Below are 25,602 nucleotides of genomic sequence, written 5' to 3' on the forward strand. Positions count from 1 at the left end.
CTCCAAATAAAAACGGGAAGCTAAAATTAGCTTCCCGTTTTTGTTTCAATTCTATTCGAGCATCTGTTCTGCTAAAGAATCACTGAATTTGCTTTTGTATAAAAGCGATAGATCGTTGATTGAATTCTTCAGGGTTTTCTACGTTACACACATGCCCACAATTGGCAATTTCTACCAACTCACTCGACTTATGCGCTTCAACCATTTCTTTTACTGGCTTGATGAACATGTAGTCGCGCTCGCCCATCAAATACAAAGTTGGAATCGGCAATTCTCGGTCTTTGAAGTACTTCATCAATGGGTTCACATCAGCCGTAAGGATAAACCAGCGTTTAAACTCTTTTTGGCACAGCTTTTTGGCTTCGCGGATAAACAGGTGACGTGATTCTTTTTGGCTTTTTTGTGGCATCACAACGTAAGCAAAAAGGCTGTATAACCACATATAAGGAATGATGTGCTTACTCAAGTTACCCAACTTGATTAAGACTTGAGAGCGAGTGTTGAGTTTGGTCACGGCACCACCTAGCACCATTGAACGTACTCGGCCAGCCGCTAGCTCTGCGACATTACGGACAATAATCGTGCCCAAAGACATGCCTACAAAGTGTGCAGAACGGATTTTCAGATGGTCTAACACCTTAAGAATATCGAGCGTTACCGCTTTGAACGTATAACGATTCGAAATCAGCTCTTTGAGGATGTTGTCTGATTTACCATGCCCTCTCAAATCAATGAGAAGCAAGTTGAAGTGCTGTTTATACGCTTTGATCTGCTTAAACCAAATGGAGGAACTGCCTCCTGCGCCATGCACAAATACAACCCACTCATCGCTCGTAGGGTGAGTAAATGTTTTATGAAATAGTAAACTCTCAGACATACCTATCGCTTTAATTATTGGAATGGAGCTCTGCCTCATCACAAGGCGATGGCTAAGGATATCACGCAATCAAGAAATTTAAGTGATAATAGTGTCAAACCTAACATTAGTCATGTGAATACCTACCCCACCTTTTCTACCTGACTAAAATGAGTTTGCAAGTTTTCTCTTCCTAAACGTGATGTGATCTGACCAGAAAACAAAAAGGCACTCTACTATCAGAGCGCCTTCTACTATTAAGTTCAGTTGTTATACATCAGCTTATTTTACAGCTAATTCAGTACGTTAAAATGCATAATGGTACATCGTAAGATATTCTTTTGCCGCATCTTCCCAACTAAAATCTTGTTGCATCGCGTAAAGTTGAACACGCTTAATTTCAGCGGAATTTTGTGCATAAAGTAGTAATGAACGATGCAATACTGCCAGTAACGCTTGCGGTGTTGGCTCTTCAAAAGCAAAGCCGGTCGCTATCTCGGGATCCTGATCGTAATCATTCACACTGTCTTTTAAACCGCCCACAGAGCGAACAATCGGTAACGTACCGTAAGCCATGCTGTAGATTTGGTTTAAGCCACAAGGTTCGAACTCCGAAGGCATCAAGAAGAAATCAGAACCCGCTTCAACTAAGTGCGCAAGCTCATTATTATACGCTTCTACAAACGAGAACTTATCTGAGTGAAGTGCCGACAGCTCTTTCAGCTGACTCGCTAAAACTGGATCACCAGTACCGACAATCACGATCTGAAGATCGTTTTTCAAAAACTGTTCGATGATAGGCAGTAAGTAATGAACACCTTTCTGATTAGTCAAACGACAAACCATGCCATAAACCGCACAATCGGTGACGGGGAGGCCAACATCTTGCTGCAGTTTTTGCTTACAAGCTGACTTCCCACGAACCATGCTGTGCTTTGTCGCTTTGAATTTACGAGGGAGGAAAGCATCCGTTTCCGGGTTCCAAGCTCCGTAATCACAACCATTCAAAATGCCAAAAAGATCCGCGGATCTGTACTGGAATTCTGCTGCCATACCATGACTGCCTAATTCCGTTTTCAACTCCTCGGCATACGTTGGACTGACTGCGTTCACCTTATCAGCACACATCACGCCGGCTCTCAGCATTGTGACATGCGTGTCACTCACTGAAGCTTCAGGCACATTGTAGCTATGCATTTCTGGTAGAAATTGCAGTTCATCGTATGCGAACACACCTTTGAAAACTGCGTTGTGAATTGAGATAACACTGCGCGTATTTTCAAAGAAATCATGTTGTTGATAACGTGATTTAAGCAAAAAAGGAACAAAGCCTGTATGCCAGTCATTTGCATGAATGATATCAGGTTGGAAGCCAAGCTTAGGAAGCATATCAAGGCAGGCTGCACTGAAGAACGAGAAACGCTCTCCGTTATCTGCGTAAGCTTGATTATTTTCTGCGTACATTTCTGGACGGTCGAAATATTTGGCACATTCGATACCAAAAACTTGAACACCTTCTACACTCAGTTTTTTGACTTGGTAAGCGGTATGAGGCCAATGATCGAGCTCGGTCGATAAAATGACTTCGGCTGCATCAATGTTTGGAATGTTTCTATACGCGGGGATAGTCACTCGAACGTCCTGTTCGAGTGTTTGTAACGCTTTCGGCAGTGCCTTGGCTACATCAGCCAAGCCACCACTTTTAATCAAGCCTTCAACTTCAGACGCTACAAAAAGTACCGAGAGAGTTTTAGTAACCAACTCGCGCTCCTTTAGAAATTACAACTACACCATCGTCAGATACGTGGTAATGCTTTTTGTCTTCTGTCAGGTTTACACCAATTTGAGTGCCCGGTGCGATGTCTGCATCTTTATCAATGATAACGCGACGAAGTATACAACCCTCGCCCACCTTCACATCACCTAATAAAATACTCTCACTAATATCACACGCTGATGCGATATTACTGCGGAAGCCTAATACACTCTTTTCAATACGCGAACCACGTACGTAACTACCGCTACACACAAGGCTATCAATGATCTGAATTCGACCATTAGCCGAGTCAGTAAACGTCGCTGGTGGTAGTGGCGGATAGTAAGTGTGTAGAGGCCATTTACGGTTGTATAGCGAGAATGGTGCATCTTTCTTAAGAAGGTCCATATGTGCTTGCCAGTACGCATCAATCGTACCTACATCGCGCCAGTAAACTTCTTCTTTCTCACCAGTAATACGGTTGGTGCTGAAATCATAAACAAACACATCACCGCGTGGGAACATGTTTGGAATAATGTCTTTCCCGAAGTCATGTGAAGATTCAGGTTTATCTGCATCTTCCGTTAGTTCAGCAAAAAGTTCTTTCGCTTCGAATACGTAGTTGCCCATTGAAACGAGCGCTGACTCTGGGTCTCCCGGAATCGACTTAGGATTTGCAGGTTTCTCTTCAAAGCCAATCATACGGCCTTCAGCATCCACCTCGATAACACCGAACTCTGATGCTTCAGCAAGCGGCATACGCAGTGCAGAAACGGTTAACGCTGCTTTCTTTTCTTTATGGAAATCAAGCATTTGTTTGATGTCCATTTTATAGATATGGTCAGAACCAAAAATACAGACTTGATCAGGTTCTTCCAGCTCCATAAAGCCCATATTTTGGTAGATAGCATCGGCTGTGCCTTCATACCAACGCTTTCCTTTACGCATTTGCGCAGGAATTGGGTCGATAAAACGATCTGTGATGCCACTGATATTCCAACCTTTTTTCATGTGGTGGAACAGAGATTGTGACTTAAATTGTGTTAATACGTAGATCTTCATAAGATCAGCATTAACGAAGTTGTTCAAAGCGAAATCAATTAAGCGGTAACTACCACCGAAAGGAACCGAGGGTTTGCTGCGAGATTCAGTCAAAGGTCTTAAGCGAGAGCCTTCACCACCAGCAAGAATCATTCCCAATACACCAGCCATTTTATTCTCCATATATCTATAGCTTGTCGATGTCAGTACTCGTAGAGGTGTCTTCCTCTGGGGGATGAGCACTAACACTTATTTCGGTACTTAACGAATATTCATTCACATACAGTGACAATATCCTAAGCCAAACGTTGTTATGCGTGCACTATTCTTTGCACTTGGTTTTATATACGTTATCGACTTTTCGGTCGATTTCAATTTTTAATACGCCATTCTGTGCTATGTAAGCTGATTGCTTTCCTAAGACTTAAAGCAGCTCACACTACACCGTGCGGGCGAAACATTACATTAACACCCGTCACACATCAGGTATACAACTAAACACTGATCTTTGAGTTACAATATTTGAATTAAGTTACATTCTCGTTAAAGTTGCATAAGAAGATATAATTAATCATCTCCATTTATTTTACCCTGTGAATTTAATAAATTCTCGCAATCAATACACCAAATCAACCAGTTGCATAATTAGTCGTATTTTGGTCAAAAAAAAACAGCCTAATGGCTGTTTTTTTTTCAAATAACGTTCAGTTACTTCTCTTTAGGCTTTTTACGTTTATCCGTAATTTCCCACTTACCATCGATGTACAACGCAGTCCAACCAGATGGTTTACCATCCGCTTCAGTACGAACGTAGTTCTCTTTTGTCTTACGACTAAAACGAACGACTGTCGGCTTGCCATCAGGATCAGCAACTGGTGCTGATGTCAGGTATTGGAATTTAGGTGAAATACGGTCTTTAAAACGCACCAGCTCTTCCACTAATGGCGCACGTGTTTCACGTGATTTAGGAAAGTTGCTCGCTGCCATAAATAGACCAGAAGCACCGTCACGAAGTACGAAGTACGCATCTGAGTTTTCACATGGAAGTTCAGGGAAATGCACTGGGTCTTCTTTAGGTGGCGCTACTTCGCCATTTCTCAGAATCTTACGAGTGTTCTTGCAATCTTCACTCGTACAGTCCATGTATTTACCGAAACGACCATTCTTCAGAACCATGTCAGAACCACATTTGTCACACTCAACAAGTGGACCATCGTAGCCTTTGACTTTGAATTCACCGTGTTCAACCACATAACCTTCACAGTTAGGGTTGTTACCACACACGTGCATCTTACGCTTATCATCAATCAGATAAGCATCCATTGCCGTTTCACAAATAGGACAACGCTTTTTCGCTCGAAGTGCTGCTGTTTCAACGTCTTCTTCAAGAACGTTGATAATACCTTCTTCATCACCAAGGTTGATTGTTGTCTTACAACGCTCTTTTGGTGGAAGTGCATAACCAGAACAACCTAGGAATACGCCTGTCGAAGCTGTACGAATACCCATTTTACGGCTACAAGTTGGACACTCAATATCGGTTTCTACGATATGATTTGGCTTCATGCCACCAGCGTCTTCGTCTAGATCCGCTTTTTCCAAATCGCCAGTAAAGTCTTCGAAGAAGTTATCTAGCACGCCTTTCCAGCTTGCTTCGCCTTCTGCAATTTGGTCTAACTTCTGCTCCATACGAGCAGTAAAGTCATAGTTCATTAGATCATTGAAACTGCCATCTAGACGGTCAGTAACAATTTCACCCATCTTCTCAGCATAGAAACGGCGCTGTTCAACCTTTACATAACCGCGATCTTGAATCGTCGAGATGATTGATGCGTAAGTTGAAGGACGACCAATACCGCGCTTCTCAAGCTCTTTAACCAGCGCAGCTTCAGTGAAACGTGCTGGTGGCTTAGTGAAGTGCTGTTTAGGGTCGAGTGCGATTAAGTCTAGCTTTTCACCAACCTGTACAGCAGGAAGAATAGTATCTTCATTTTTGCCCATTGGACGTTGAACGCGAGTCCAACCGTCAAACTTAAGAATACGGCCTTTCGCTTTTAGCGTGTACTCATCCGCTTTAACGCTTACTGTCGTTGAATCGTATTGCGCAGGTGTCATTTGACAAGCAACGAATTGATTCCAAATCAGTGAATATAGCTTGTGTGCGTCTGCGTCTACGCCGTTTAAGTCTTCCGACTTAACATCTACACTTGAAGGACGAATCGCTTCGTGGGCCTCTTGAGCGCCCTCCTTGCTGCCGTATACAAGTGCTTTAGGTGGAAGATATTGCTCGCCGTACTCAGAACCAATGTATTCACGAGCGGCTTCAACAGCTTCTGAACTCAAGTTGGTTGAGTCAGTACGCATATAAGTGATGTAACCCGCTTCATACAAACGTTGAGCCAACATCATGGTTTTCTTCACGCCGTAACCAAGACGCGTACTCGCCGCTTGTTGCAGCGTAGACGTGATGTAAGGGGCAGACGGCTTACTCTTAGTTGGGCGGTCTTCACGTTTACATACTTCGTATTGAGCTTTTTCTAAAACGCTAACTGCAGCTTGTGTTTGCGCTTCATTATCAGGTTTAAACGCAACATCGTCTTTCTGAGCAACTTGCAGTCTGAAATCTGTTTTCTCTGCTGTTTTGGTATCAGCATGCACATCCCAGAACTCTTCGGGGATAAAAGCGTTGATCTCGCGCTCGCGCTCAACCAGTAGTTTTACAGCGACTGATTGAACACGGCCAGCGGATAGGCCTCGTGCTACTTTCTTCCAAAGCAGTGGCGACACCATAAAGCCAACAACACGGTCCATAAAACGTCGTGCTTGTTGTGCGTTTACGCCATCAATGTTTAGCTCACCTGGAGTTTCAAAAGCTTGTTGGATAGCATTTTTGGTAATTTCGTTAAAAACCACTCGCTTGTATCGCGTTTCATCACCACCGATGATCTCACGAAGGTGCCATGCGATAGCTTCTCCTTCGCGATCCAAATCGGTTGCGAGATAAACATGGTCTGCGTTCTCAGCCAGTTTTTGCAATTCAGCAACGACTTTTTCTTTACCAGGTAAAATTTGGTAGTTCGCTTCCCACTCTTGATATGGGTTGATACCCATCTTTTTAATGAGAGCTTTGCGATCTTTTTCTTTCTTGATACGAGCTTTATCTTCTGGGCTCATACCCTTGGTTGAAACTGCAGCAGCCTTTTGACCAGTACTTTGACCCGCCGTTGGTAAATCACGTACGTGACCTACACTCGACTTAACGACAAAGTCTTTGCCAAGATATTTATTGATAGTTTTAGCCTTGGCTGGCGACTCCACTATAACGAGCGATTTACCCATATTGACTCTAACGTCCTTAATCACGATGCTTCAGCACCAACAATTTAGCTTGTGGGCTTTTACGCATGATATTCTAAATTCATTGCTTCTTTTTTTACTATTGTGCGAGATTACTAGAAGATCAACCGCTTTTTTCAAAATTGGATCTGATCGCTCGACAATTCGACGACTCATAGAGAAAAGGGGCACAATATAAAGAAGCTATAAAGTACTCACTAAGAATACTTGCAAGAGCCTATTCATCAGGCATTACGTCTAAACGGGCTCATACTAAGCTTGTCCGCGAATCTAACGCGAGCCCCATTCAATTATTTTTGCCGTAAATCACAAAATAAATTGTGGATGTTTAAAAAGACTCTCTTAATCGGTTGTGAAATCATTGAATTTCTAGTTCGACACCATAAACTCAACGTTATATTCAGTTATCAGAGATAAACTCATGACAAAGAAAGTAATAGCAGAATTTGATTTACTGCTTATCGCAAACCAAATTATCCAATCACATGATGACTACATTGAAGGCATGCGCGCAAACAGCGTAGTAGAAAAAGACGATGTCCTCATCTTCAAAGGTGAATACTTCTTAGACAGCAATGGAATGCCGACAGAGAATACAACCGCAGTATTTAACATGTTTAAATACTTAGCGCACCATCTTTCAAAAGAATTTACGCTTCAACAATAACGAAAAAGCTTGCCATTTAGGCAAGCTTTTTTACTTCCTGGACCGTTATATGCTTAGCATTTTTATTGACTCAGCATTTTCAGCTTGTCGAAGTAGTCAGGGAAAGTCTTTGAAGTACAACCTGGATCATTAATTGTCACAGGTGTATCACTCAACGCCACCAACGAGAAACACATCGCCATACGGTGATCATCATAGGTATCGATCGCCGCATGTGTCAGTTGAGCAACAGGGTTAACGATGATGTAATCTTCACCCTCTTCGACCTCTGCGCCAACTTTACGAAGCTCTGTCGCCATCGCCGCTAAGCGATCGGTCTCTTTCACACGCCAGTTGTAAACATTACGAATTGCCGTTGTACCTTTAGCAAACAAAGCTGTCGTTGCGATGGTCATCGCTGCATCTGGGATATGGTTATAGTCCATATCAATGCCTTTCAGCTCACCACAACGAGAGATAACGTAGTCGTCACCCCATTCAATTTCAGCACCCATTTTTTCAAGCGCATCAGCGAATTGGATATCACCTTGGATACTGTTTTTACCAATACCCGTTACTTTAATCTCACCGCCTTTAATCGCTGCGGCTGCAAGGAAGTATGACGCAGATGATGCATCACCCTCAACCAAGAAATCACCCGGTGCTGAGTAAGATTGCCCAGTCGGAATTACGAACTCTTGGTAATCATTGTTGATCACATCCACACCAAATTGTTTCATAATGTGTAGCGTGATATCGATGTAAGGTTTAGAAACCAATTCACCCTCAATTTTAATTGTTACCTCACCTTCAGCTAAAGGCGCAGCCATCAAAAATGCCGTCAAAAATTGGCTAGAGATAGAACCATCGATTGAAACCGTACCGCTTTTAAGGCCAGTACCCGTGATCTTCAATGGTGGGTAATTTTCGTTTTCTAGGTATTCAACGTCGGCGCCGGCTTCTTGCAGTGCAGTCACTAAGTGACCGATTGGTCGCTCTTTCATGCGAGGCTCGCCAGTCAGAACATATTCACCACGCCCCAAACAAAGTGCAGCAGCCAGCGGGCGCATCGCCGTACCCGCATTGCCTAAGAAAAGCTCTAGGGCTTTGTCACTTGAGAATGCACCACCCACACCCGTCACTTCACAGACGGTTTTATCTGCAGACAGCTGATAATCAACGCCTAATTGCGTCAAAGCATTCAGCATATGGCGAATATCATCACTGTCTAGTAAGTTTGTTAGGCGCGTGGTTCCAGTTGAAAGTGCTGCCAAAAGAAGCGCACGGTTGGAAACACTTTTTGAGCCAGGTAAGTTAACTTCCCCGCTCACTTTTTGAATTGGTTGTAACGTAAGGCTTTCCATTAAATCTTATAGTCCTTGTACCACCCGAAGTCACTGGCGCGTATTTATTTTCGGGTGATGAATAATTCTTCGTACTTGCAGACTAACGAACTTTTCCAATGAACTCCAGAGCTAATCCCCTCGATAAAGGCGATTAATTAGCCAACTAAACACATTTACATACTAGTACACTAGATCAACTCGAACGCCATCTGAAAAATAGAGAATTCGCACATCATCACCTTGGTTAAACAACATCGAGTTATCGACGTCTTGAATGATGTTAACCAACTTATCATCTTTAGTTTTGACCAATAACTCGACGAGCTTATATTCCACTTTGTATTGTGTGTTACCTCGATTGCGAGCAATCCCGGCGCCCGCCACTGCACCGACGGCCGTTGCGACTTCTTTGCCGGTACCGCCACCAAATTGATTACCTATCAAGCCACCAATAGCCGCACCTAACAAGGTTTCCCAACCATTCGCTTTCGACTCTACGATCTCTTGTTGGGTAATGTATCTGACCGTGTCAATCTCACCATAAACGACCTCATTAACCGGTCGAGCTTGGTTTCTGTTGTAAGCTGCATTTGCCAACATGGGCAAAACAAGTAAAATCCAAAGCAACTTTTTCATGGTAAAACTCCTAAAGACCTCTTGGTCAGTGATTAATCTGTAACGCGGTACTTATGACTATATACCTAACCGAACTTGATACTACTAGTATAGAGTTTCCTTCGCCTTTCGACGCGCTTGATGAACCTAACGGCCTGCTCGCCTTCGGTGGTGATTTGTCACCCATGCGAATTTTAAACGCTTATAGCCAAGGTATATTTCCATGGTACGGCCCAGGGGAGCCTATACTTTGGTGGAGCCCAGCACCACGAGCGGTATTTAATCCTAAGACATTCGAACCGTCAAAAAGTCTTAAAAAGTTTCAAAGAAAGCATAATTACCGTGTCAGCATCAACCAAGCGACAGACAAAGTGATTGGCTACTGCTCCTCGCTAAGACCCGAAGAAGAAACTTGGCTAAACGGTGACATGCAGTCAGCGTACCGCGAACTTTCTTCATTAGGCTTCTGCCACTCCGTTGAGGTTTGGCAAGGCGACGAGCTTATCGGCGGACTTTACGGTTTACAAAGAGGCCAAGTCTTTTGTGGTGAATCGATGTTTAGTCTGAAGACCAATGCCTCTAAAATTGCACTTTGGTACTTTTGTGAACACTTTACACGATTCGGAGGAAAGCTCATCGATTGCCAAGTCATGAACCCTCATTTGGAATCCTTGGGCGCTATCGAAGTAGAAAGAGATGAGTTCCTTAGTGCTTTGAAAATACTTAAAGAAAATCAACTTAGCGATGGATGTTTTAAATCACAATGGCTAGAGGGAACGCCTTCATGAGTTCAGATTTACAACAAATCAGAATTGGATTGACCGATAACCATGCTTGCAGCTACCTGCCACATCTTCAAGAAAGAGTGGCAGTCACGCTTGATGAACACATGCATACTTCAGATAATTATGAAGTTCTGCTCGCCAACGGATTTCGCCGCAGTGGAGCGACCATTTATAAGCCACATTGCGATAATTGCTCTGCGTGCCAAGCTATTCGCCTCTCGATTCCCGAGGTCAAGTTTTCCAAAAGCCAACGACGAATCCTCAACAAAGCCAAATCACTACGTTGGGAATTGAAAGACGAGATGGATGACAACTGGTTTGACTTATATAGTCGCTATATAACCGCTCGTCACCGTTCCGGAACCATGTATCCCCCAAAAAAAGAAGAGTTTCTACAATTCTCTAAAAATGAATGGCTTGCCACAAAGTTCATGCACATCTATGATGATAGCCAGTTAGTCGGCATCGCCGTCACTGATGTGATGTCTCACTGCACAAGCGCATTTTATACCTTCTTCGATCCTGATATCGACATCTCTATGGGAACACTAGGTGTTCTGTTTCAAATCCAGCACGCCCAGAAAGAACAGAAACAGTGGTTATATTTGGGTTATCAAATCGATGAATGTCCTGCGATGAACTATAAAGTACGATTTCAACGTCATCAAAGGCTAGTAAATCAGCGGTGGCAAGGGTAGAATACGCGACAACTTTACATATTTTGATTTTAACGGCACAATCAAGCCGTTGAAAACCGCCAAATTTCGAAAGAGGATTAGATGGCTAAAGAAGACGTAATCGAGATGCAAGGCACGGTCCTTGATACTCTACCAAACACGATGTTCCGTGTTGAGCTTGAAAACGGTCACGTAGTGACAGCACACATCTCTGGTAAAATGCGTAAAAACTACATCCGTATTCTTACTGGTGATAAAGTAACTGTTGAGATGACTCCATACGACCTTTCTAAAGGCCGCATCGTCTTCCGTGCTCGTTAATTTTTAATTACCGAATACGATAAGAAGCGGAGCTTGATGCTCCGTTTTTTATCGACCAAACAAAGACTAAAGAAACACCTGGTTAGCTCTCCAAGAGCCCCAACAACACCTTCAGTCTCTCGTAACATTCCCCTGCAATACACTTCCTAATAACTGTATCACCAATAACAGTGTCACCAATCGCTGTTTGTATATGCGTAGGTTAGCCAGCATAAACGGTTTATGGTCAAACAGTGCCACAACCCAATCCACAGCTTTCTCTTTGTTTCAGCTACTCTATAACTAAAAAAAACGCACAACCGAAGTCATGCGTTTATTATCGTGATTAGCTGTACCGCGCTCTCAATAAGCAGTCAGCAACAGCTTAAGCTATTAAGAAATAAGCTTAATGCATAACCTCTTCTTTAGCACCAACATAGATGAAATCTAGATCGTCTTTAATCAGGGATACTTTAACCGTCCCGCCGTCAACCAAACTACCAAACAGTAATTCATTAGCAAGAGGCTTTTTAAGCTTCTCTTGAATCACTCGTCCCATAGGACGCGCACCCATAGTCTTGTCATAACCTCTTTCAGCTAACCAATGACGAGCATCCTCAGAAACTTCTAAAGACACGCCACGAGCGTCCAGTTGAACCTGAAGCTCAACAATGAACTTGTCGACAACTTGGTTAATCACACTTGGATCAAGGCTGTTGAACCAAATGACATTATCAAGACGGTTACGGAACTCAGGTGTAAATACCTTTTTGATTTCACCCATCGCGTCTGGCGCATGATCTTGCTGGATCAAACCGATCGATTTCTTCTCAGTTTCAGCAACACCAGCATTGGTCGTCATCACAAGGATCACGTTACGGAAATCCGCTTTACGACCGTTGTTGTCAGTTAGCGTGCCGTTGTCCATCACCTGTAGTAACAAGTTAAAGATATCTGGGTGAGCCTTCTCTATCTCATCAAGTAACACAACAGAGTGTGGATTCTTGATTACAGCATCAGTGAGCAGACCACCTTGGTCATAACCAACATAACCAGGAGGAGCACCGATCAAACGGCTCACAGAGTGACGCTCACCGTACTCAGACATGTCAAAGCGCAACAGTTCAATACCCATCAACTTAGACAGCTGTACAGTCACCTCGGTTTTACCTACACCAGTAGGACCAGCGAATAGGAATGAACCAACAGGTTTATTGTCTGCACCCAATCCTGCACGAGTCAGCTTAATCGCTTCGCTCAATACATCGATCGCTGGGTCTTGTCCGAATACCAACATTTTCATGCGGTCATCCAGTTTCTGTAACGTATCTTTGTCTGAAGATGATACTGACTTCTCAGGAATACGAGCCATTTTCGCAACCATTGACTCAATATCAGCCACGCTTACCGTTTTCTTACGACGGCTTGCTGGTGCCAAACGACTACGAGCGCCGGCTTCATCAATCACGTCAATTGCCTTATCTGGAAGGTGACGTTCATTAATGTATTTAGCTGACAGCTCCACAGCGGCACGCAACGCTTTGTTGGTGTAACGCACTTCGTGGTGAGCTTCGTATTTTGGCTTCAAACCGATCAGAATCTTGGTTGTGTCATCTAACGATGGTTCAATAATATCAATTTTCTGGAAGCGACGAGCTAAAGCACGCTCCTTCTCAAAAATGCTGCTGTACTCTTGGTATGTCGTTGAGCCGATGCAACGTAATTTACCGCTGCTTAGTAATGGCTTAATTAAGTTTGCCGCATCAACCTGACCACCCGATGCTGCACCTGCACCAATAATGGTGTGGATCTCATCAATGAATAGGATTGCGTCTTCTTCTTTCTCTAGTTGCTTAAGAATCGCTTTAAAACGTTTCTCAAAGTCACCACGATATTTAGTCCCAGCTAGAAGTGAACCAATATCTAAAGAATAAATCACACTACTCTGAATGATTTCAGGCACTTGACCTTCAACAATACGCCAAGCAAGACCTTCAGCGATTGCGGTCTTACCCACACCCGCTTCACCCACTAACAAAGGGTTGTTTTTACGACGACGACATAGAACTTGAACCGTACGCTCGAGCTCTTTATCACGCCCGATAAGCGGGTCAATATTACCTTGTTTCGCTACTTCGTTAAGGTTAGTTGCAAAATTTTCTAGACGATCTTCAGAGTTAGCTTCTTCTGCATTCTCTGCACCACCAAATGAATCAGACGGTGATGAACTATCACCTTCGTTACTGGCTTTGGTAATGCCATGAGAAATAAAGTTAACGATATCTAAGCGGCTAATGTCGTTTTTCTTGAGTAAATATGCCGCATGAGATTCTTGCTCACTGAAAATAGCCACAAGTACATTTGCACCTGTAACTTCGCTACGACCTGAAGACTGAACATGAAAAACAGCACGTTGAAGTACTCGTTGGAAGCTCAACGTAGGCTGAGTCTCACGAGTCTCGTCACTTTCTGGGATAAGTGGGGTTGTTTGATCGATAAAAATATCGAGCTCATTGCGAAGAGCATCGAGATCAGCCTGACAAGCTTGGAGCGCTTCCTTGGCCGCATCATTTTCTAATAATGCTAGTAGGAGGTGTTCGACAGTCATGAATTCATGTCGCTTGTCTCGCGCACGAGCAAATGCACCATTTAAACTCGTCTCTAATTCTTTATTTAGCATAAGTACCTCCTAAGGGAACAACAGTGTTGTTCGAGCAATTTATACTTGCTCCATTGTACATAGTAGCGGATGCTCATTTTCCTTTGAGTACATCTTTACTTGCGCTACCTTTGTTTCCGCTATTTCAGCACTGTATGTGCCGCATATAGCTTTACCTTCATAATGAACCTTGAGCATCACTTCCGTTGCTTGTTCGATATCTAGTGAGAAGAATCGCTCTAGGATCTCGATTACAAAGTCCATAGGCGTGTAGTCATCGTTATTCAATACAACGTTATACATCGCCGGTGGCTTTACTTTTGTCTCTTCTTTCTCCAGTAAATCTGAGCCTGGAGATGCCCATTCAAAGTTTCTGCTCATATCGCTTTGCTAAGAGTTATTTTTCGGAAGTCGTGAGTGTTACGTCATTCAAATTTACCACATTCACGCATTACGGTGTACTAAGAAACTGCACCGAGAAACAGTACCAAAAAATATTCCTCTATACTGAGCCTAATCCACCATTTCCATCGCTGCAAATAAAAGATCTCTATTAACAGGATTAACATATGTGATTGATTAAAAAGACACCATAACTATTGATGCTAACGATAAGATTACCGCTAAGTTACTATTTAGTTAATAGTTTGCAGTTAATCTCGAATGTGATTTGTTATTAAAATTGATCACTTTTATACCAATTTACTATTGACTGCGCTCAATCATTAGCTACATTGGAGCTAAAAGGTTTTTCTGATACAACTTTATAACAAGATTCGAAATCGAGTAATACGCGTTAAGAGTGACCAATAAGGAATAATTACGCAGGGTAGCGTTAATTTCCGTAAGCAATGTATGAGATTCAAGCTATCAGCTGAAATTCTTTAGTTGGTAGGAATGATATCAATCGCACTTACAACAATTGATATAACAACGTTAGTAACAAAATGCATGAGGGATGTATAGCATGGCTACAGGTACAGTAAAATGGTTTAACAATGCCAAAGGGTTTGGCTTTATTTGTCCAGAAGGTGAAGACGGCGATATTTTCGCGCACTACTCCACAATACAGATGGAAGGTTATCGAACCTTAAAGGCAGGTCAGCAGGTCGACTATGAAGTAGAAAGTGGACCTAAAGGCTCGCACGCTAGCTCTGTTGTTCCTGTAGAAGGCAGCGCCGCTAAATAGGCGATGGCCAAATCATGTTGACCTCCATCAGTCCTAATTAACGGCTGACAGGTAAGCAGAATATTGAAACCGCTCATTTGATACCTCTAATACAGGATTAAATGAGCGGTTTTTCGATCTAGAAGCTATAACGTTGCTCACAGTACAATTCGCTCGAGCGATGTTTGCCCCTAGGTCTAGGTCTAGGTCTAGGTCTAGGTCTAGGTCTAGGTCTAGGTCTAGGAAAGCATTATGAATAAACAAAAAAGACGCTTTAACGTTATCGTTAAAGCGTCTTTCGTTTTGTCTTGGTCTACGATCTAACTGTCAGACCAAGCAACTCGTTAGTAAATCATGACCATAATTTGCTAACGGTGAGTCTAATCACTATGCGCCAATGAATGCGTTCAGTGTTGAACTTGGACGCATTAGTGATGAAACCAATGCATCATCAAGTAGGTAATAACCACCTAAATCGCCTGCTGGACCTTGAGCGTTGTTTAGCTCAGCAACGATAGCTTCTTCACTTTCAGCCAATTGACTTGCCACACCTGCAAACTCAGCAGCAAGGTCAGCGTCAACCGTTTGCTCAGCAAGCGCTTTAGCCCAGTATGCTGCTAGGTAGTAATGGCTACCACGGTTATCAAGCTCACCTACTCGACGTGAAGGAGATTTGTTTTTATCTAGGAACTCGCCCGTTGCTTTATCAAGCGCGTCAGCTAGAACTTGTGCCTTAGCATTGCCAGTGACTACGCTTAGGTGCTCTAGAGATGCCGCTAATGCCAAGAATTCACCTAAAGAATCCCAACGCAGGTGGTTCTCTTTCTCTACTTGTTGCACGTGTTTAGGAGCAGAACCGCCAGCACCGGTTTCAAACAGACCGCCACCGTTCATTAGTGGAACAATCGATAGCATTTTAGCTGACGTACCAAGCTCTAGAATTGGGAATAAATCCGTTAGGTAGTCACGTAATACGTTACCTGTAACAGAAATAGTATCTAGACCTTCTTTGATACGAACCAATGAATATTGAGTTGCTTCAAGTGGAGCAAGGATCTTAATTTCAAGACCATTAGTATCGTATTCAGGAAGGTAAGCTTCTACTTTCTCAATAAGCTGAGCGTCATGTGCGCGAGACGCGTCTAGCCAAAATATCGCAGGAACACCCGATGCACGAGCACGAGTAACCGCTAGCTTAACCCAATCTTGAATTGGTGCATCTTTAACCTGACACATACGGAAGATATCACCTTCCTCTACGTCTTGCTCAAGAAGCACTGAACCTGAAGCGTCTACAACTTGAACCTGACCAGCAGCTTCAAGGATGAAAGTCTTATCGTGAGAACCGTACTCTTCCGCTTTTTGAGCCATTAGACCAACGTTTGGTACACTGCCCATCGTTGTAGGGTCGAAAGCACCGTTCTCTTTACAGAAATCAATAACCGCTTGGTAGATGCTCGCGTAGCTACGATCTGGAATCATTGCTTTCGTATCTTTTTGCTTACCTTCTGGATCCCACATTTGACCTGAAGAACGTAACATTGCAGGCATCGATGCATCAACAATGATGTCACTTGGAACGTGTAGGTTAGTAATGCCACGGTCTGAGTCAACCATCGCTAGTGGAGGCTGAGTTTCGTATACTGCTTGTAGGTCAGCTTCGATTGCCTGTTTCTGATCTTGAGGAAGTGCAGCGATTTTTGCGTATACATCGCCGATGCCGTTATTTACATCAACACCTAACTCGTTGAACAGCTGACCGTGCTTAGCGAATACGTCTTTGTAGTAAACCTTAACCGCATGACCAAAAATCACTGGGTCAGACACTTTCATCATCGTCGCTTTCATGTGAAGAGAAAGCAGTACGCCTTGCTCTTTAGCCGATGCGATTTCTTTCTCAAAGAACGCAACCAAAGCAGCTTTGTTCATCACTGACGCATCAATGATCTCTTTATCTTGTAGTGCAAAAGCTGGCTTCAGTGTTTTCTTCGCGCCATCTTTGCCAACAAATTCGATGCTCACTTCTGTGGCACCTTCAATCGTTACTGACTTTTCACTACCGAAGAAGTCTTTGTCATCCATACTTGAAACGTGCGACTTAGAATCTGCAGACCATGCACCCATTGAATGTGGGTTCTTCTTCGCATAGTTCTTAACAGAAAGTGGTGCACGGCGATCCGAGTTACCTTCACGTAGCACAGGGTTTACTGCGCTACCTTTGATTTTATCGTAAGTTGCTTTAACGGCTTTCTCTTCGTCGGTGTTTGCTTCTTCTGGGTAATTAGGAAGTGCGTAACCTTTTGACTGTAGCTCTTTGATCGTTACTTGAAGCTGAGGTACAGATGCCGAGATGTTTGGAAGCTTGATAATGTTCGCTTCTGGTGTCTTAGCCAATTCACCTAGTTCTGCTAATGCATCACCAATACGTTGCTCTTCGTTCAAATAGTCAGGGAAGTTGGCAATAATACGCCCTGCAAGTGAAATGTCGCGAGTATCAACGTTAATACCAGAAGAAGCTGTAAAAGATTGAATGATTGGCAGCAGAGAGTAAGTTGCTAGCGCCGGAGCTTCATCTGTAATGGTATAGATGATCGTTGGTTTTTCAGTAGGCATGAAATTTCCCTATAGTTCTTACAAGCTCATTTAAAGTAGTGAGCATGTTATAAATTGACCAGTAAGCCACTCAAAGAGTGAAAACTGCTTACTCGATAGTCGTACTCTATCTTATTTTTCATGCAATCTTGATGACAGCATGAACCAAATCCGTGGGTACTTTGTTTTAATAAAAGAGCCAGTTATAATAAAACACGAAGGTATAATTAAACAAATCAGGCTTAAGAGTCCATCAACTTGTTCTATTTTGTGTCTTTTAGGCGCGCAAATGATAGCTCAATTCTGTTTCAGTGAAAACTTTTCAGCACACTTCGTTTACATTTTTGCAAGGTAGTTAACATGTCTACTCGCTCACACAGCGTATCTCGTTCAGACAAACCAGCTCGTGCTGGTGCAACATTAAAACAAAGCGGTAATAGACAAAACCGAAGCAGTGATAAAAATAACACGGGTAGTTCGCATAAAAAATCGCACTCGAGTAAGCACCGATATAAAAGCAAACCTACCAACGTGAAACCTAAGGTGGCAATCGAAGATCGTAAAGTCATTTTGTTCAACAAGCCTTTCGATACTCTCAGCCAGTTCACTGATGGCGAAGGCAGGAAAACACTCGCCGACTTTATTCCGGTTAAAGATGTTTACGCGGCGGGTCGACTTGACCGCGACAGTGAAGGATTAATGGTCTTGACCAATGATGGCATCTTCCAAGCTAAGTTAACTCAACCAAACTCAAAATCACCAAAGACTTACTGGGTGCAGGTTGAAGGCGCACCTTCTGAGGAAGATTTAGATAAATTGAGAAAAGGCGTGGAGCTAAAAGACGGCATGACACTGCCTGCTCAGGTTGAGGTGATGTCTGAACCTGTTGTGTGGGAAAGAACCCCTCCAGTGCGTTTCAGAGCCGCAATACCGACAACATGGTTAGCGATTACTATCATTGAAGGGCGTAACCGTCAGGTGAGACGAATGACAGCAAATATCGGCTTCCCTACCCTGCGACTTATTCGCTATTCAATGGGCAACATGAACGTAGGTCAGCTTCAGCCTGGTGAGTGGAAAGAGATTTAAAATACACCATTTTAATCAAATGACTGGCCGCTCACATAGCGGTCTTTTTTTATATGCATTGATAAATTTAAGGCACAAAAAAGCCAGTCATAAGACTGGCTTTTACAGCGTTACTTAACTAAGAGTTAGACTATTAGAAGTAGTAGTAAGCAGCTGCGAATACGAATGTCTCTTCATCAGAGCTATCAGTACGAACACCATCAAAAACGTCTAGTTCTTGTTTGATATCGATACCCATGTCTAGACGGTCGCTGTGCGTGTACATAACAGCAACGTTCATGTAGCTGTAGTCTTTATCAGCTGTGTTGTTTTCTTCAGTTGTGTTTGCGCCGTAACCAGCAGCAACCGTTACTTGCTCAGAAGCATCGAATGCGCCAGATAGGTAGTAACCAGTATTTTTCTTATCAGTTGTGTCAGCACCAGATTTGTTGCCTTCATCAATCCAAGAGTTGAAACCTAGTTTTACTGTATCGCCAACTTTAACGTTACCAGAAACTGAAGTTACTGTGTAGTCGGCTTCATCGCGGTCTTCGTAACCAGCGTAGATGTTAAAGATTTCGTGTTCGAAACCAACGTAACCGTTCACACCTTTGTCAGCAGCAGCGTGGCTTTCGTCTGTTTCAAAGTAAGAAACACCGTAAGCGAAACCAGAAGTAGCACCTTGGAACTTAACTACGTTGAAAGCATCAGATGCATCGCCAGCAGAAGCACCAAACTCGTAAGTCATATCACCAGCGCCATCAACTTTATCTAGAGCTGTGTCATTTTCCCAACCGAAAGATGCTACACCAAAACCAGTGTCAAAACCTAACCATGCTTTATCTACGTCTGTATTTGGACCAGACTCGATCGCACCGTAAGTTTCTTTAACTTTAGCGAAATCATTAGTGTCAGAGATGTAGTTAACCATTAGGTCAGTTTCAAAGTAACCAACCCAACGGTTGTTTTTGAAGCTTACCGATAGAGTTAAAGCTGTAGCCCAATCATCGTAGATTGCACCAGAGTAAGAATCGTAGTAACCACCGACACCCCATGCACCAGACACTGAGAATTGGTCTTTATGCATGTCGTCAAACTCAAACATTGGCTTAGAGTTTTGAGAACTTGTTTCAACTGCGAATGCAGAAGTTGATACCGCTGCGATAGCTAGCGCTAATAGAGTCTTTTTCATAATAAATCCACTGCCTTTTCTAAGAATGGGAGATCCTTGCCCGGTTCCCTTTTATTTTTTATGACTGGTCATTACCACTCTTTGTTGGTTAATCACCGTCATTAAATTTCGAGGTCTAGATTGCAAAAGATTATCCTGCGTGTCAAATAAACTAAAAACACATCTAAAAAAAACATAAACCAATTACAATCAATAACTTACATTTTTTTTCATTGTTTTACGAGTAACTTATCCTTGGTTTTATCAGGAAATATAATAATCTAAAAAAAGAATATAACAGAATTTAAAACCACTAGACACCGAATCTAGACAACAAATCAGAACTTAACACCTGCAAGTCAGTCTTTTTTAATATTTATATTTCACAACATAAATAAAATCGTTAAGTTCCTGATGGTTCAGTTTTTTTTTGTGAACAAGATCTACCTTTGATTCAAAAGCAAGCTATTTCGCCGCAAATGTACCGACTAGTGATATGTGCTACTATCCTCGCTCCGTTATGTAGGTCACAGTATGCTAACTACTAAAATTCAAAAATCCATTCGCACCAGTTATCAAAACCTCCAAGATCAGTTGGACAACTTTGTACCTCGACGTGCTCAAAATTACCTAGTTGCAGAAATAGCTAAGACACTTTGTGGTCAATACCACAAAAGTAATCGTATGATTGTTGCCGAGGCGGGAACAGGAATCGGGAAATCACTCGCCTATCTCATGGCAACGATTCCTGTCGCTGTGCTAAATAATCGAAAAATCATCATTTCGACAGCTACGGTTGCCCTACAAGAACAACTCGTCAATAAAGATCTCCCTCTATATAGAAGGCTTACTGATAGAGAGTTTTCTTTTATATTAGCGAAAGGTAGACAACGTTATTGTTGCTCCGAGAAGTTAGCCGCTGCTTGTGGGCTTGATGGTGGACAAATTGATGGCGGACAAATGGCAATGTTCGAATCTAAGCCAAAAAAGAAAGATATCGAACAACTCCAAACCATGTACCGCAGCCTAACCCAAGGCAAATGGGACGGTGATCGCGACTCCTGGCCAAAACCTGTCGACAATATGATCTGGCAGATGATCGTCAGTGATAAACACAGCTGTAACAACAGTATGCCGACTCATAGAGACTGCCCTTTCCAAAAAGCACGTTCAGAGCTTGATAAAGCAGACGTGATTATCGCCAATCACAGTTTAGTGATGGCAGATGCTGACCTAGGAGGCGGTGTGATACTGCCCGAACCAGAAAACAGCATCTATATATTTGACGAGGCTCACCACTTACCACACGTAGCCAGAGATCACTCCTCTGCGGCCGCAAGTTTAAAAGGAGCTGCATCGTGGTTGGAGCGTTTGAATCAATCCATCACTAAGCTTTCAGGCCTCGCCGACGAAAAGCGTGTTCATCGATTTAGAAATGAACTGCAAGACTCTGTACAACAGCTGATTCCTACTCTTACTCAAATGAGCAAACAGTTTGATGCTAGCCACTTTGAAGACGGCTTGTATCGCTTCGAGCATGGCGACTTACCTGATTGGCTAGAGAATGAATCTAAAGATCTCAAGCAACTCACACAAAAGGCGAGCCAAGCCGTTGCGAAGATTGCAGACCTGATTGCAGAACGAGTTAAAGACGGAGAGCTTTCAGCAAAACTGGCAGAGCCTGCGCTTGCAGAAATTGGCTTCTATATACAAAGGACAGAAAACCTTGCTCAGGTTTGGCGCTTAATGGCTGAACCTAAGAGAGAGAAAGGAGCGCCTTTAGCGCGTTGGCTTGAACTGAATAAAGAAAGTGAAGGCGATTTCGTTGTGAATGTTTCGCCACTAGAGGTGGGTTGGCAACTGGACCAACAGATCTGGAGTCGTTGTGTTGGTGCAGTACTCGTCTCTGCGACAATGAGAGCACTCAACTCCTTCAACTTTTTCTGCCATCAAGCTGGTATCAGTCAAAAAGCCGAAGACGGTGTACAATTTCTTGCTTTGGCATCGCCGTTTGATTATCAGAACCAAGCTGAGCTGGTTGTTCCTGCAATGAAGTACGAACCACAAGCACCTCAGTTTACTGAATATCTTATTGAAATATTGCCTAAGGTAATAGAAGACAACAAAGCCAATCTCGTTTTATTCTCTTCTTACTGGCAAATGAATAAAGTTGCAGAAGCTTTGGCAACAGATTTCGTTAAAAAGTCGTGGGCATTGCAGGTTCAAGGTGATACTTCACGAACCGAAATCCTAAAAAAACATAAAAAGCTGATAGACCAAGGTAAAACCAGCGTCCTTTTTGGAACGGGTAGCTTTTCTGAAGGTCTTGATCTACCTGGCGAGCTACTTGAAAACCTCGTTATTACCAAGATTCCTTTTGGTGTTCCTACCTCTCCTGTAGAGCGAGCACATTCAGAATATATTGAATCACGCGGCGGTAATCCTTTTATGCAGATTACTGTTCCAGAAGCGAGTAAAAAGCTTATTCAATCTGTGGGTAGATTGCTGCGTAAAGAACGAGATTCTGGTAGAGTCACGATCCTTGATAGACGCATAGTCACGAAGCGATACGGGAAATCCCTACTCGATTCGCTACCGCCTTTTAAAAGAACAATAAAATACTAATTTTACTGCCCTCAAGGTAGTTATGGGCCTGTCATCGCTAGGCCCTTGCATTCACAACCCAACATGACTAATCCATTGATTATTCATGTGGCTGCCCTAACAGCCGATAACGAGAACACTAGCTATTTATGGAAATGATTGAGCCAACCATGTTGGTCATACTTGCCTTGGTTGCATTTGCAGCAGGCTTTATCGATGCTGTCGCCGGTGGCGGAGGGATGTTAACCGTCCCAGCTTTGCTATCGCTTGGTTTACCGCCACATATTGCACTCGGAACTAATAAGCTGGCCGCAACGTTTGCCTCATCAACTGCAGCTTTTACTTACTATCGTAAGAAACTGTTCAAACCTGAATGTTGGACCAATGCATTCATATCGACATTAATAGGTGCAACAATCGGCACCCTGACTGTTGATGCCATTAGTACAGAGTGGTTAGAGAAGGTATTGCCATTAGTTATTCTTGCCGCTGCTGTCTATACCATTTTTCATAAAACTCCGGATGTGAGCCATAATGTGTCTCCTAAACCGTGTCCGGTACTTAAAAGAAAACAAAAGTACCAAGGATTCATTCTTGGCTTTTATGATGGTGTTGCAGGCCCAGGTACTGGCGCGTTTTGGACGGTGAGTTCTATGGCGCTTTATCGCTTAAATATCTTACTGGCTTCTGGTTTGTCTAAAGCGATGAACTTCACTAGCAACTTCACCTCTTTGGTGACCTTTGCGATTCTCGGTCATATTGATTGGGTTCTAGGTTTAACCATGGGGCTTTGTTTGATGGCTGGTGCATTTGTTGGAGCACATTCTGCTATTCGCTTTGGTGCTACATTTATACGACCTGTCTTTGTGACTGTTGTGAGTGTCCTTGCGATTAAACTGGCTTACGAAGCGTGGTTTGTAAATTTATAGCCACCAGCCAATGGGAAGCGAAATGAACCATTTTTCAAATCTTAAAAGTGTACTGGATACCTTAATTGGGCACAGTTCTCAGGTCGACAAAGCCCGAGGTGCTTATCATCAAGCCTTGTTTGACCGAACCTTATTTAAGTGCAGCTCTTCTATTTTACTGCCCTACGCACTTGAGACTCAAACAACGTACAACACCATTATTCGTGAACAAGCGACAAATCAACTGACCGCATCTCGGGCCAACTACCTGACGGAAAAGCTGACTAACCAGATAGCTGCAATCCAAAGGGAGCTCGCTAACCATGATTTACGCTTAGACCGAAAAAGTAAGTCAGGCAAAAATCTCAACGACCTATACAACGAACTCGCTCAGCACCAAGATTGGCAAAAACGACTGGTCGATTTAGTACGAGTACGAAAGTTAGCGTTTGATTCTGCGCCCCGCCACAGTAAGAAAAAAGCGGACGAGGCTTGGCAATTAGCAAAAGAACGATTAGAACGCTGTGAAGACTCAATGAAAAATATTGAGAGACTGATTAACTTAGAGAACCCTAAGCGAAATGAACACTGATAACACATCATCACCACTGGATAATGCGCCAGAAGAAGTTAAGTTAGCTGTCGACCTGATCTATCTGCTCGAAAGCAACGAAATCGACCCAAAAGTGGCGTTAGAAGCAATTAAGATTGTCCAACAAGATTTACAAGCCAAACTAGCATCTAGCATCTAGCATCTAGCATCTAGCATCTAGCATCTAGCATAAAAACATACAGGATTCACATGTACCAACTTAGCTTTTCTATGCCCGAGTTTCTTGAAAACTACTGGCATAAAAAACCAACCATCTTAAAAGGTGGCTTCCAAAACTTCGTCGACCCAATTTCGCCGGAAGAACTTGCTGGTTTATCGATGGAAGAAGAAGTGGATTCTCGCTTTGTCTCTAACCTCGACAACCAATGGACTGCAGAACATGGTCCATTCTCCGAAGAGAAATTTGGCGAGCTAACTGAAACACATTGGCAATTGATCGTTCAAGCAGCGAACCACTGGCACCAAGGTGCAAATCAGCTGACAGAAGCGTTCCAAGCTTTACCAAACTGGTTATTCGACGACCTAATGATCTGCTACTCAGCACCAGAAGGTGGCGTTGGCCCCCATATTGATCAATACGATGTATTCATCATTCAAGGTCAAGGTAAACGTCAGTGGAAGGTTGGCGCGAAAGATGTTGGCCAATACAAAGAGACAGTCCAAGCTTCTGCACTTCGTCAAATAGAAGGTTTTGAACCGATCATTGATGAAACCTTAGAGCCGGGCGATATCCTTTATATCCCACCGGGTTTCCCGCATGAAGGCAACACGTTAGAGCCGTCAATGAGCTACTCTATTGGCTATCGCTCCCCTAAAGAACAAGAGCTAATCAGCAACTTCGCCGATTTTGTACTTGCTCATGATATGGGTGACGTTCATCTTCACGATCCAGAATTCAAAACGCAAGATGGTTACGGCAAGATTCGTTCATCGGATTTAAGCAATCTCACTGACATGTTGAAATCTGCACTAGAGCAACCTGAAACCATCAGCGAATTCATGGGATGCTTACTAAGTCAATCACGCCACCAGCTTGATATCGTCGCTCCTGAGCCATTATGGACAGAAGAAGAGATCGCTCAGCACTTAGAGTCAGAAGGCGAGATCTGTCGAGTATCGGGCTTAAAAGCGCTCTACCATGAGAATGAAGGCAACACGGCTTACATCAATGGTGAAGTGGTCAAGGTTGAAGAAGCGGATTCATCGCTACTAAACGTACTGTGTGATGACTCGGTGATTAACTCAGCAACCACTTTGACTCCTTCAGGTGTCACTGTCGTGACTGAATTGGTAAACAAAGGTTACTGGTTTATCGAAGACTAACTTGGTTAATTGATTTTGATGAATATCACCGAGCCCTAGAACCTAATAGCCTTAGAAAAACAAAAAAGGGACAAATGAAATCTTCATTTGTCCCTTTTTCTATTCAACAGTCAACTA

Annotated in this window: 21 protein-coding genes; 11 read left to right on the forward strand and 10 right to left on the reverse strand. The window is 43.1% G+C overall.

Going from position 1 to position 25,602, the window contains the following annotated elements; genetic code table 11:
• Positions 1-79 precede the first annotated feature (79 nt).
• From NX845_RS10720 to topA, 4 genes are all read right to left on the reverse strand, one after another.
• Positions 80-877: an alpha/beta fold hydrolase gene (locus NX845_RS10720; protein ID WP_004736445.1), complete on the reverse strand. Its 798-nt coding sequence runs from the start codon at positions 875-877 to the stop codon at positions 80-82.
• Positions 878-1,162: 285 nt separating this feature from the next.
• On the reverse strand, positions 1,163-2,617 hold the full coding sequence (glgA, locus tag NX845_RS10725) for a glycogen synthase GlgA (RefSeq protein ID WP_260256811.1): 1,455 nt from the start codon (positions 2,615-2,617) through the stop codon (positions 1,163-1,165).
• A complete protein-coding gene (gene glgC / locus NX845_RS10730) occupies positions 2,607-3,836 on the reverse strand; it encodes a glucose-1-phosphate adenylyltransferase (RefSeq protein WP_076648142.1) in 1,230 nt (409 codons plus the stop codon). Before glgC ends, glgA begins: the two co-directional genes overlap by 11 nt.
• A 525-nt stretch (positions 3,837-4,361) precedes the next feature.
• Positions 4,362-6,992: a type I DNA topoisomerase gene (topA, locus tag NX845_RS10735; protein ID WP_260256812.1), complete on the reverse strand. Its 2,631-nt coding sequence runs from the start codon at positions 6,990-6,992 to the stop codon at positions 4,362-4,364.
• 439 nt (positions 6,993-7,431) lie between these two features.
• On the opposite strand from topA, the gene NX845_RS10740 reads away from it, so the two are divergent.
• The gene (locus NX845_RS10740; RefSeq protein ID WP_004736440.1) at positions 7,432-7,677 is read left to right on the forward strand and encodes a YciN family protein; all 246 of its coding nucleotides are present in this window, start codon (positions 7,432-7,434) and stop codon (positions 7,675-7,677) included.
• Positions 7,678-7,739: 62 nt separating this feature from the next.
• Here NX845_RS10740 and aroA read toward each other — a convergent pair whose 3' ends face one another.
• Together aroA and NX845_RS10750 are read right to left on the reverse strand one after the other, a co-directional pair.
• Positions 7,740-9,020, reverse strand: coding sequence for a 3-phosphoshikimate 1-carboxyvinyltransferase (gene aroA / locus NX845_RS10745; protein WP_017078162.1), 1,281 nt, complete (start codon positions 9,018-9,020; stop codon positions 7,740-7,742).
• Positions 9,021-9,182: 162 nt separating this feature from the next.
• Positions 9,183-9,638 (reverse strand): glycine zipper 2TM domain-containing protein, encoded by a 456-nt coding sequence (locus NX845_RS10750; RefSeq protein WP_260256813.1) that lies wholly within the window; start codon positions 9,636-9,638, stop codon positions 9,183-9,185.
• Positions 9,639-9,691: 53 nt separating this feature from the next.
• On the opposite strand from NX845_RS10750, the gene aat reads away from it, so the two are divergent.
• The 3 genes from aat to infA all read left to right on the forward strand — a co-directional run bounded on the left by aat (position 9,692) and on the right by infA (position 11,400).
• Positions 9,692-10,405, forward strand: a complete 714-nt coding sequence (gene aat / locus NX845_RS10755) for a leucyl/phenylalanyl-tRNA--protein transferase (RefSeq protein ID WP_017078161.1) — start codon at positions 9,692-9,694, stop codon at positions 10,403-10,405.
• Positions 10,402-11,100, forward strand: a complete 699-nt coding sequence (locus tag NX845_RS10760) for an arginyltransferase (protein ID WP_004736551.1) — start codon at positions 10,402-10,404, stop codon at positions 11,098-11,100. Before aat ends, NX845_RS10760 begins: the two co-directional genes overlap by 4 nt.
• An 81-nt stretch (positions 11,101-11,181) precedes the next feature.
• Positions 11,182-11,400: a translation initiation factor IF-1 gene (infA, locus tag NX845_RS10765; protein WP_001040192.1), complete on the forward strand. Its 219-nt coding sequence runs from the start codon at positions 11,182-11,184 to the stop codon at positions 11,398-11,400.
• A 385-nt stretch (positions 11,401-11,785) separates the two neighbouring features.
• On the opposite strand, the gene clpA is transcribed toward infA, so the two are convergent.
• Positions 11,786-14,059: an ATP-dependent Clp protease ATP-binding subunit ClpA gene (gene clpA / locus NX845_RS10770; RefSeq protein ID WP_004736550.1), complete on the reverse strand. Its 2,274-nt coding sequence runs from the start codon at positions 14,057-14,059 to the stop codon at positions 11,786-11,788.
• Positions 14,060-14,098: 39 nt separating this feature from the next.
• The gene (gene clpS, locus NX845_RS10775; RefSeq protein ID WP_004736549.1) at positions 14,099-14,419 is read right to left on the reverse strand and encodes an ATP-dependent Clp protease adapter ClpS; all 321 of its coding nucleotides are present in this window, start codon (positions 14,417-14,419) and stop codon (positions 14,099-14,101) included.
• Between the two features lie 586 nt (positions 14,420-15,005).
• On the opposite strand from clpS, the gene cspD reads away from it, so the two are divergent.
• Positions 15,006-15,227 (forward strand): cold shock domain-containing protein CspD, encoded by a 222-nt coding sequence (cspD, locus tag NX845_RS10780; protein WP_004736548.1) that lies wholly within the window; start codon positions 15,006-15,008, stop codon positions 15,225-15,227.
• Between the two features lie 366 nt (positions 15,228-15,593).
• On the opposite strand, the gene NX845_RS10785 is transcribed toward cspD, so the two are convergent.
• Positions 15,594-17,819 carry an NADP-dependent isocitrate dehydrogenase gene (locus NX845_RS10785; RefSeq protein ID WP_065681592.1) on the reverse strand — a complete coding sequence of 742 codons (2,226 nt, stop codon included), beginning with the start codon at positions 17,817-17,819 and terminating at the stop codon, positions 15,594-15,596.
• Positions 17,820-18,158: 339 nt separating this feature from the next.
• On the opposite strand from NX845_RS10785, the gene NX845_RS10790 reads away from it, so the two are divergent.
• A complete protein-coding gene (locus tag NX845_RS10790) occupies positions 18,159-18,887 on the forward strand; it encodes a pseudouridine synthase (protein WP_016768423.1) in 729 nt (242 codons plus the stop codon).
• A gap of 133 nt (positions 18,888-19,020) precedes the next feature.
• Here the strand turns inward: NX845_RS10790 and NX845_RS10795 are convergent, their stop codons facing one another.
• Positions 19,021-20,058 carry a porin gene (locus tag NX845_RS10795; RefSeq protein WP_065681593.1) on the reverse strand — a complete coding sequence of 346 codons (1,038 nt, stop codon included), beginning with the start codon at positions 20,056-20,058 and terminating at the stop codon, positions 19,021-19,023.
• Between the two features lie 513 nt (positions 20,059-20,571).
• On the opposite strand from NX845_RS10795, the gene dinG reads away from it, so the two are divergent.
• The 5 genes from dinG (at position 20,572) to NX845_RS10820 (ending at position 25,485) form a co-directional block, all read left to right on the forward strand.
• Positions 20,572-22,662: an ATP-dependent DNA helicase DinG gene (dinG, locus tag NX845_RS10800; RefSeq protein ID WP_065681594.1), complete on the forward strand. Its 2,091-nt coding sequence runs from the start codon at positions 20,572-20,574 to the stop codon at positions 22,660-22,662.
• A 128-nt stretch (positions 22,663-22,790) separates the two neighbouring features.
• Positions 22,791-23,570, forward strand: coding sequence for a TSUP family transporter (locus tag NX845_RS10805; RefSeq protein WP_004736543.1), 780 nt, complete (start codon positions 22,791-22,793; stop codon positions 23,568-23,570).
• A gap of 22 nt (positions 23,571-23,592) precedes the next feature.
• Positions 23,593-24,141, forward strand: coding sequence for a primosomal replication protein (locus tag NX845_RS10810; RefSeq protein WP_029405213.1), 549 nt, complete (start codon positions 23,593-23,595; stop codon positions 24,139-24,141).
• On the forward strand, positions 24,131-24,301 hold the full coding sequence (gene rsmS, locus NX845_RS10815) for a pleiotropic regulatory protein RsmS (RefSeq protein ID WP_004736541.1): 171 nt from the start codon (positions 24,131-24,133) through the stop codon (positions 24,299-24,301). Before NX845_RS10810 ends, rsmS begins: the two co-directional genes overlap by 11 nt.
• A 50-nt stretch (positions 24,302-24,351) precedes the next feature.
• Positions 24,352-25,485, forward strand: a complete 1,134-nt coding sequence (locus NX845_RS10820; protein WP_108123845.1) for a cupin domain-containing protein — start codon at positions 24,352-24,354, stop codon at positions 25,483-25,485.
• The last annotated feature ends 117 nt before the right edge of the window (positions 25,486-25,602 follow it).

Source organism: Vibrio sp. NC2 (assembly GCF_025195005.1).
Taxonomy (GTDB): Bacteria; Pseudomonadota; Gammaproteobacteria; order Enterobacterales; family Vibrionaceae; genus Vibrio; species Vibrio splendidus.

Bases quoted from the DNA above. Each gene is read 5' to 3' on its own strand.
- NX845_RS10720 (WP_004736445.1), bottom strand. From the start codon at position 877: ATGTCTGAGAGTTTACTATTTCATAAAACATTTACTCACCCTACGAGC.
- glgC (WP_076648142.1), bottom strand. From the start codon at position 3,836: ATGGAGAATAAAATGGCTGGTGTATTGGGAATGATTCTTGCTGGTGGT.
- topA (WP_260256812.1), bottom strand. From the start codon at position 6,992: ATGGGTAAATCGCTCGTTATAGTGGAGTCGCCAGCCAAGGCTAAAACT.
- NX845_RS10740 (WP_004736440.1), top strand. From the start codon at position 7,432: ATGACAAAGAAAGTAATAGCAGAATTTGATTTACTGCTTATCGCAAAC.
- aroA (WP_017078162.1), bottom strand. From the start codon at position 9,020: ATGGAAAGCCTTACGTTACAACCAATTCAAAAAGTGAGCGGGGAAGTT.
- NX845_RS10750 (WP_260256813.1), bottom strand. From the start codon at position 9,638: ATGAAAAAGTTGCTTTGGATTTTACTTGTTTTGCCCATGTTGGCAAAT.
- aat (WP_017078161.1), top strand. From the start codon at position 9,692: ATGACTATATACCTAACCGAACTTGATACTACTAGTATAGAGTTTCCT.
- NX845_RS10760 (WP_004736551.1), top strand. From the start codon at position 10,402: ATGAGTTCAGATTTACAACAAATCAGAATTGGATTGACCGATAACCAT.
- infA (WP_001040192.1), top strand. From the start codon at position 11,182: ATGGCTAAAGAAGACGTAATCGAGATGCAAGGCACGGTCCTTGATACT.
- clpA (WP_004736550.1), bottom strand. From the start codon at position 14,059: ATGCTAAATAAAGAATTAGAGACGAGTTTAAATGGTGCATTTGCTCGT.
- clpS (WP_004736549.1), bottom strand. From the start codon at position 14,419: ATGAGCAGAAACTTTGAATGGGCATCTCCAGGCTCAGATTTACTGGAG.
- cspD (WP_004736548.1), top strand. From the start codon at position 15,006: ATGGCTACAGGTACAGTAAAATGGTTTAACAATGCCAAAGGGTTTGGC.
- NX845_RS10785 (WP_065681592.1), bottom strand. From the start codon at position 17,819: ATGCCTACTGAAAAACCAACGATCATCTATACCATTACAGATGAAGCT.
- NX845_RS10790 (WP_016768423.1), top strand. From the start codon at position 18,159: ATGTCTACTCGCTCACACAGCGTATCTCGTTCAGACAAACCAGCTCGT.
- NX845_RS10795 (WP_065681593.1), bottom strand. From the start codon at position 20,058: ATGAAAAAGACTCTATTAGCGCTAGCTATCGCAGCGGTATCAACTTCT.
- dinG (WP_065681594.1), top strand. From the start codon at position 20,572: ATGCTAACTACTAAAATTCAAAAATCCATTCGCACCAGTTATCAAAAC.
- NX845_RS10805 (WP_004736543.1), top strand. From the start codon at position 22,791: ATGGAAATGATTGAGCCAACCATGTTGGTCATACTTGCCTTGGTTGCA.
- NX845_RS10810 (WP_029405213.1), top strand. From the start codon at position 23,593: ATGAACCATTTTTCAAATCTTAAAAGTGTACTGGATACCTTAATTGGG.
- rsmS (WP_004736541.1), top strand. From the start codon at position 24,131: ATGAACACTGATAACACATCATCACCACTGGATAATGCGCCAGAAGAA.
- NX845_RS10820 (WP_108123845.1), top strand. From the start codon at position 24,352: ATGTACCAACTTAGCTTTTCTATGCCCGAGTTTCTTGAAAACTACTGG.